Source organism: Streptomyces sp. NPDC093586, from assembly GCF_044764905.1.
GTDB lineage: Bacteria > Actinomycetota > Actinomycetes > Streptomycetales > Streptomycetaceae > Streptomyces.
In genome coordinates this window covers 60585-67216 of the sequence record NZ_JBIWJA010000026.1, presented here as the reverse complement: position 1 = coordinate 67216, position 6632 = coordinate 60585, and the positions used below count along the sequence as shown (strand labels likewise).

Below are 6632 nucleotides of genomic sequence, written 5' to 3'. Positions count from 1 at the left end.
ACGGCGGACGACTCCCGCGGGGCAGCGCGCCCCTCGGCAGGATGCCCGAAGGGCGGCTCAGGTCACTCGTCGGTCGCCGCCGCGGGCAGCGCCGCGGCGGGGCGGACCCAGCCGCGGGAACCCCGGGCGCGCAGCCATGCCGTCGTCTCCTCGGGCGGCATCGCCGCCGCGACCAGCCAGCCCTGTACGGCGTCGCAGCCCAGGTCGCGCAGGCGTTCCCAGGTCTCGTCGTCCTCGACGCCCTCGGCGACGACCAGCAGGCCGAGGGAGTGGGCGAGGTCGACGGTGCAGCGCACGATCTCGGCGTCCTCGGTGTCGACGGCCAGCCGGGCCACGAACGAACGGTCGATCTTGAGCTCGCTGACCGGGAGCCGGCGCAGGTGCACCAGGGACGAGTACCCGGTGCCGAAGTCGTCCAGGGACATCTTCACGCCGTGCGCGGTCAGTCCGGCGAGGGTGTCGGCGGCGCGCTGCGGGTCCTCCAGCAGGACGTGTTCCGTGATCTCCAGCTGGAGCGCCCCCGCCGGGACACCGTGCCGGGCCAGCCGCGCGGCGACCGAGCCGGCGAAGCCGGGGGTGTGGACGTCGCGCGGGGAGACGTTGACCGCGACCGGCACGAACAGGCCCTGGGCCCGCCACCGGGCGACCTGTCCGAGCGCCGCCTCCAGCACGTACTCCGTCAGATGGGGCATCAGCCCGGAGGACTCCGCGATGGCGATGAACTGGTCGGGCGGCACGCTGCCGCGCTCGGGGTGCACCCAGCGGACCAGTGCCTCCAGGCCGGCCACCTGTCCGTCGAAGCGGACCTTGGGCTGGTAGTGCAGCCGGACCTCGTGGGCGTCCAGGGCCCGGCGCAGATCGCCCAGCAGCCCCAGCCGGTCCGGGGTGTTGGAGTCGCGCTTGGACTCGTAGACCTCCACGCCCGTGCGGTCCCGCTTCGCCTGGTACATCGCCACGTCCGCCCGGCGCAGCAGCCCCTCGGCGTCCAGCGCGTGGTCGGGGAAGACGGCGACCCCGGCGCTGGCCTCCAGGACCAGGGTGAGGCCGTCCAGGTCGAGGGGGGAGCTGAGCGCGGCGACGAGGCTCCGGGCCACCCGGGTCGCCGAGGTGGTGGAGTCGGCGACCGGCAGCAGAACGGCGAACTCGTCACCGCCCAGCCGCGCGGCCTCCGCCCCGCGCGGCAGTGCCAGCCGCAGCCGGTCGGCGGTCTGCAGCAGCAGCCGGTCGCCGGCGAGATGTCCGAGCGTGTCGTTGACCGACCGGAAACGGTCGAGGTCGATGAGCATCAGGGCGGCGCGGGCGCCGATCCGTTCGGCGTCGTCCAGCGCGGTCCAGGTCCGCTCCAGCAGCCACTGCCGGTTGGGCAGTCCCGTCAGCGGGTCGCGCAGCTGCTCCTCCGCCCGGGCGCGGGCGATCCACAGCGTGGAGTCGAGGGCGATCAGCGGGATGGCGAACAGCGGCAGCAGCAGGGGCTTGGCGACGGCGACCACGCAGACCAGCGGCGCGATGCCGAGCAGCGCGACGGCCACCAGGCCGTGCCGGACCAGGGCGGTGCGGGCGACGGTCGGCAGTCCGGCGCGCGGGGTGTGCAGGTACCACAGCAGGGCGCGGGTGACGGCGAGGTAGGCGACGGCGACGAGCACCACCTTGGGGGCCGCGGACACCCCCCAGGTGTCCGGGGCCCAGGGGTGCTCCACGGACGGTACGGAGCCGCAGACGCCCAGCAGCAGGGCGCCCGCGGCGATGCCGAGGATGTCCACCGCGCCGTGCAGGACGCCCTGCCGCCAGCGGCCCCGGCGGGCTATGCCGACCAGGACGACGACGGTGAGGCTGACCAGGCCGGCCGGGACCCAGCCGTAGAGCAGCAGGACGGCGAGGGTGAGGGCGGCGCCCGAGCCGGTGCCGCCCCACCAGCGGGAGCGGCCGAGCATGACCAGGTGTCCGACGACGACGCCGGTCAGTACGGCGAGGGACCAGCCGGCGGTGCCGGTCGGGAAGAGGGCGTGGCCCTCGGCGAACGCCCGGTGGAAACCGGCGCCCAGGACGAGCCCTGCCGCGGCCACGACCGCCGCGGGCAACGCGGGCCACGAGGCGTGCCGTTCGGTGCCGTCGCCGGGCGGCACGGGCGCGCCTGTGGCCGGCGGTGCGGTGCCCGGGACGTCCGTCGCGGGATGCCGTGCGCCACCACCGCGCCGCCCGAGCCACCGGCCCACGTGCCACGCCCCCACCAGGTGACGCGGGCGCAGCCGTGAGCCCGCGGCGGCGCTCTCGGTCGGTTCCATTCCCGTCCCTCTCACAGCCGGCGGTGCCCACGCCACGCGGCCCTGCGCCCGACAATCCTCGACGGCTCCGCGTCGCAGAACCCTTCCCCCCTGTTCCCCGGGGCAGGGGTACCCCGACCGCAGCTGGGCACGGCAGGTGCACCCCACAACAGTAGGCCGCGGAAGGCTTCCAGGGGCACCGGTCGTCGACGGTTGCCCGAATGCGACCAGGCCACCCGTATGCATCTGATATGCGCCGATCGGATGGCCTTCAACCGCTATTACTCGGCCGAAAGCGCGGCACCGGCCGCCGCGTCGGGTCCTTCCTCGAGCAGGACGGTGAACCCGTCCTCGTTCAGCACCGGCACCTTGAGTTGCATCGCCTTGTCGTACTTGGACCCGGGGTTGTCGCCCACCACCACGAACGACGTCTTCCTGGACACCGATCCGGTCACCTTGGCACCCCGGCTCTGCAGGGCGTCCTTGGCCCCGTCGCGCGTGTGGTTCTCCAGGGTGCCGGTGACGACGACGGTGAGTCCTTCGAGCGGACGGGGGCCCTCGTCCTCGCCGGTCGACTGCTCCTCCAGCGGGACTCCGGCCGCCTTCCACTTCCGGACGATCTCGCGGTGCCAGTCCTCGGCGAACCACTCCTTGAGGGAGGCGGCGATGATGCCCCCCACCCCATCGGTGGTCGCCAACTCCTGCTCGGTGGCCTGCTCGATGCGGTCGATGGAGCGGAACTCCCGGGCGAGGGCCTGGGCGGCGACGGGCCCCACGTGCCGGATGGAGAGGCCGTTGAGGAAGCGGGCGAGCGGCCGGGTCTTGGCCTCCTCGATGTTCTTCAGCAGCGCGAGGGTGTTCTTCTTCGGCTCGCCCTCCTTGTTGGCGAAGACCGTGACGATCTTCTCCTCGCCGGTCTTGGGATCGCGCTTGGGCAGCCCGCTGTCCGGGTCGAGGACGTACGCCTTGATGGGCAGCAGCTTCTCGACGGTGAGGTCGAAGAGGTCGCCCTCGTCGACGAGCGGCGGGTCGGCCGGTTCCAGCGGCCGGGTGAGCGCGGCCGCGACGACGCCGCCGAAGTGCTCGATGTCCAGGCACTCCCGGCCGGCGAGATAGGTGACGCGTTCCCGCAACTGGGCCGGGCACGTGCGGGCGTTGGGGCAGCGGAGGTCGATGTCGCCCTCCTTCATGGCCTTCAGCGGCGTCCCGCACTCGGGACACTCGGCCGGCATGACGAACTCCCGCTCGCTGCCGTCCCGCAGGTCGGCGACGGGCCCGAGGATCTCGGGGATCACGTCACCGGCCTTGCGCAGCACCACCGTGTCACCGATGAGGACGCCCTTGGCCTTGACGACCTCCTGGTTGTGCAGGGTGGCGAACTCCACCTCGCTGCCGGCCACGGTGACCGGCTCGACCTGCGCGTACGGCGTGACGCGGCCGGTACGCCCGACGCCCACCTTGATGTCGACGAGCTTGGTGTTGACCTCCTCGGGCGCGTACTTGTAGGCGATGGCCCAGCGCGGGGCGCGCGCGGTCGAACCGAGGCGCCCCTGGAGGCGGATCTCGTCGAGCTTGACGACGACGCCGTCGATCTCGTGCTCCACCGAGTGCCGGTTCTCGCCGTAGTACGCGATGAACTCCCGTACGCCGCCGAGGTCGTCGACCACCCTGTTGTGCGGGGAGGTGGGCAGGCCCCAGGTCGCCAGGAGGTCGTACGCCTGGGAGAGGCGGGTCATGCCCGTGTAGCCCTCCAGGGCGCCGATGCCGTGGACGACCATGTGCAGCGGGCGAGAGGCGGTGACGCGCGGGTCCTTCTGGCGCAGCGAACCGGCCGCCGCGTTGCGGGGGTTGGCGAAGGGCTTGTCGCCGGCCTCGACGAGGCGGGCGTTGAGCTCCTGGAACTTCTCCATCGGGAAGTAGACCTCGCCGCGGATCTCCACGAGGTCGGGGACCCTGTCGCCCTTCAGGCGCTCCGGGATCTCGGCGATGGTGCGGACGTTGGGCGTGATGTCCTCGCCGGTGCGGCCGTCGCCGCGGGTGGCCGCGCGGACGAGCCGGCCGCGCTCGTAGGTGAGGTTGACGGCGAGGCCGTCGACCTTCAGCTCGCACAGGAAGTGGTACTTCTGCTCGCCCAGTTCCCTGGCGATGCGCTCGGTCCAGGCGGCGAGCTCGTCGTCGTTGAAGGTGTTGTCGAGGGAGAGCATGCGCGAGCGGTGCTCGACGGCCGTGAACTCCGTCTCGTAGGAACCGGCGACCTTCTGGGTCGGCGAGTCCGGGGTGCGCAGCTCCGGGTGCTCCTCCTCCAGCGCCTCCAGGGATCGCAGCAGCCGGTCGAAGTCCGCGTCGCTGATGACGGGGGCGTCCTTCACGTAGTACCGGAAGCGGTGCTCCTCGATCTGCTCAGCGAGCCGTACGTGCTTCTCGCGTGCCTCGGCGGGCACGTTCGTCGTCTCCGCCTGCTTGTCGCCGGCCACCGTGTCGTCCTCCCGTTACTCTGGGTTGTCCGCGAGGGATCTCGCCGCCCGGACGCAGTGGGCTAGTGCGCGGCGGGCGTACTCGGGGGACGCGCCCGCGAGTCCGCACGACGGCGTCACCGTGACCGCCTCCGCGAGAAGTCCCGGATGCAGTCCCAGCCTGCGCCACAGCGTCCTGACACCCATGACGCTACCGGCAGGGTCTGACAACGGGCCGTCCGTCCCCGGCACGACACCGGCCAGCAGCCGGGTGCCGCCCTCCACCGCCTCACCGATCGCGTCGTCGTCACGTTCGGTGAGGAGGGAGAAGTCGAAGGAGATCCCCGCGGCGCCGGCCCTGCGCAGCAGGGCGAACGGGACGTCGGGGGCGCAGGAGTGGACCACGACGGGTCCGTCGCCGTGCGCCCCGACGGTGCTGCGGAGGGTCGCCTCCACGACCTGCCGGTCCACGGCGCGGTGCGTGCGGTAGCCGCTGGCGCTGCGCACCTGGCCGCGCAGCACGGCGGTGAGGGACGGCTCGTCGAGCTGGAGCACGACCGTCGCGCCGGGCACGCGGCGCCGGACCTCGGCGAGATGCAGGCGCAGGCCCTCGGCGAGGGAGGCGGCGAGGTCGCGGGTGGCGCCGGCGTCGGACAGGACGGCCTCGCCGTTGCGCAGTTCCAGGGCGGCGGCCAGCGTCCAGGGGCCGACGGCCTGGACCTTCAGCGGCCCCTCGTGACCCTGGGTGAACTCCTCCAGCGCGTCGAGGTCCTCCCGCAGCCAGGCCCGGGCCCGCCTGGTGTCCCGGCCCGGCCGGTCGCCGAGCCGCCAGCCGCTGGGCTCCACGCGCGCGTAGAGCTCGACGAGCAGTCCGGCGCTGCGGCCGATCATGTCGGCGCCGGGGCCGCGGGCGGGCAGCTCGGGCAGGAAGGGGAAGTCCTCGAAGGTGCCGGTGGCGGTCTTGACGGCCTCGCGCGCGTCGTCCCCCGGGAGGGAGCCGACGCCGGTGGCTCGGCCGAGGTGGAGGTTGTCGTTCACGGAAGGAAGCGTACGCAGGTCTCCGACGGTGGGCGGGGGCGGTCCGGTGGTGCGGTGAGGGGTTTTCGCCCCCGCCGCCCCTTCCCTTCCCGTCCCCCGGGGGCTGCCGCCCCCGGACCCCCGCTTCGGCCCTGACGGGCCTCGTCCTCAATCGCCGGACGGGCTGAAACCTCAGCGGCGCGCTACCGCCCCGGCCGCACCGTCAGGTCGTTGACCTCCGCGTCCCTGGGCAGGTCCAGGGCCATGAGGATCGTCGTGGCGACCGACTCGGGGTCGATCCACCGCGAGGGGTCGTACTCCTTGCCCTCCTGCCGGTGGACCTTGGCCTGCATGGGGCTGGCGGTGCGGCCGGGGTAGACGGAGGTGACGCGGACGCCGTTCGCGTGCTCCTCCTGGCGCAGGGAGTCGGCCAGGGCCTTCAGGCCGTGCTTGGAGGCGGCGTACGCGGACCAGTCGGCGTGGGCGTTGAGTCCGGAGCCGGAGTTGACGAAGAGGACGTGGCCCTGGGCGACGCGGAGCTGGGGCAGGAAGAGACGGGTCAGCTCGGCGGGGGCGACCAGGTTGACGTTGAGCTGGTGGCGCCAGGTCTTCGGGGTGAGGTCGCCGACCGGGCCGAGGTCGACCACGCCCGCGATGTGCAGCAGGGAGTCCACGCGCTCGGGCAGCGTCTGGTGCGAGAAGGCCCAGGAGAGCTTGTCCGGGTCCGCCAGGTCGCCGACCAGCGTCCTCGCGCCGGGGAACGCGGCCGCCAGTTCCTTCGCGCGGCCCGCGTCGCGCGCGTGCAGCACGACCTCGTCGCCGCGCTCGTGCAGGCGGCGGGTCACGGCCGCGCCGATGCCGGAGCCCGCTCCGGTGATCACATGTGTAGCCATGCCCGCCA

General features: G+C 73.2%; 4 protein-coding genes. All 4 read right to left on the bottom strand.

Going from position 1 to position 6632, the window contains the following annotated elements:
* Positions 1–62 precede the first annotated feature (62 nt).
* The 4 genes from ACIRFH_RS24910 to ACIRFH_RS24895 all read right to left on the bottom strand — a co-directional run bounded on the left by ACIRFH_RS24910 (position 63) and on the right by ACIRFH_RS24895 (position 6624).
* Positions 63–2282 carry a putative bifunctional diguanylate cyclase/phosphodiesterase gene (locus ACIRFH_RS24910; protein WP_403524779.1) on the bottom strand — a complete coding sequence of 740 codons (2220 nt, stop codon included), beginning with the start codon at positions 2280–2282 and terminating at the stop codon, positions 63–65.
* A 260-nt stretch (positions 2283–2542) separates the two neighbouring features.
* Positions 2543–4735, bottom strand: a complete 2193-nt coding sequence (gene ligA / locus ACIRFH_RS24905) for an NAD-dependent DNA ligase LigA (protein ID WP_403524776.1) — start codon at positions 4733–4735, stop codon at positions 2543–2545.
* Between the two features lie 15 nt (positions 4736–4750).
* A complete protein-coding gene (locus ACIRFH_RS24900; protein WP_403524773.1) occupies positions 4751–5752 on the bottom strand; it encodes a methionine synthase in 1002 nt (333 codons plus the stop codon).
* A 182-nt stretch (positions 5753–5934) separates the two neighbouring features.
* Positions 5935–6624, bottom strand: coding sequence for an SDR family oxidoreductase (locus ACIRFH_RS24895; protein WP_403524770.1), 690 nt, complete (start codon positions 6622–6624; stop codon positions 5935–5937).
* Between the last annotated feature and the right edge of the window lie 8 nt (positions 6625–6632).

Coding starts and splice junctions, on each gene's coding strand:
- ACIRFH_RS24910 (WP_403524779.1), bottom strand. CDS start 2,282: ATGGAACCGACCGAGAGCGCCGCCGCGGGCTCACGGCTGCGCCCGCGT.
- ACIRFH_RS24895 (WP_403524770.1), bottom strand. CDS start 6,624: ATGGCTACACATGTGATCACCGGAGCGGGCTCCGGCATCGGCGCGGCC.